At 38.2% G+C, this 1,044-nt stretch carries 1 protein-coding gene; it reads right to left on the bottom strand.

Translation table 11 applies throughout. The features are described from left to right. Window positions 1-1,044, bottom strand: a 1,044-nt coding sequence (locus tag AB5935_RS27995; RefSeq protein WP_410525561.1) for a hypothetical protein, incomplete at both ends; no start/stop codon positions are given.

Genomic DNA, 1,044 nt, shown 5'->3' with positions numbered 1-1,044 from the left:
CTCCGTATCAGTACGCATTGAATTTACAGGAAGATACTTAAAAGCATCTGATTTCAAAGGAGCAGTAATATGATTATATCCTAAACGGAATGCAAATTCCGGTGCTAACTTAAATTCAGCTCCAACACGCAGTGTATGAACTGCCTTCATCATTGCTTTAATGTCTGCAGTCTGTCCCAATTCATATCCGTCCGGATCTTTCATTTTAGCTGAAGTGCGGTCTGAATATTCATACTCAACTCCCAATGCTACAGAAGAACCAATAGTATATCCCATACTTGCATTAAACTTCCACGGAGTAATTAACTTATATTCATATTCTCCTTCAGTATCATTTCCACGAGCATCATAAGGTTTGGTAATATCATTTAAATCTTCACTCAAGTCGAAACGAAGATAAGCAGTATTCCGTTCCTTCAAACTAAAGAAAGTCGGAGTATGTACAGCAGCACCAATGCGGAATGAGGATGACTCAAAAGGACGAAGAATAAAACCAAGTTTAAAATCAACTCCACTACCATCTACCCAAAAGTCATTTCCCAACGTATATCCTCCATGACCATTTCCGTCCTTATCAGTAAAGTCTTCATTATATTCACTAGTTCTGTCATAGTTTACACTATAAAGTCCTAATGTTGCTCCAACATAAAAACGATCATAAAAATTCAGCGCACCATTCAAATCAAAAGAATGGATACCTCCACTTTCTTTCGAACGATAAGACTGGCTCACAGCATCTCCTGCCTGAAAATAGGGTTCATATCCCTCAAAAGGAGGATCTTCTTTATCCTCTTTCTTCGGATCTACTTCTCCATAAACAGGATTCACTAAATGTGCATTATATCCCATGATACCCAACCAAGGCAATTCAGGATTCTGAAAAGCATCATCGCTCCTCAAAGCAGCTTCCTTGAACGGATCAAAGTCTCCGTATGAATCAAAGTTCACCATATTAGCCATCTGAACTGTTTGAGAAGTATTGAATACTCCACTCACCAGCATACTTCTATTGAAGGACTTCATTTTGCGATAATTGAAACCAAA

This window comes from Phocaeicola sp. RTP21198st1_B8_RTP21198_201120, from assembly GCF_040929485.1.
Taxonomy (GTDB): domain Bacteria; phylum Bacteroidota; class Bacteroidia; order Bacteroidales; family Bacteroidaceae; genus Phocaeicola; species Phocaeicola dorei.
The sequence above is the reverse complement of the archived record's forward strand: the minus strand, read 5'-3'. Positions and strand labels throughout refer to the sequence as shown.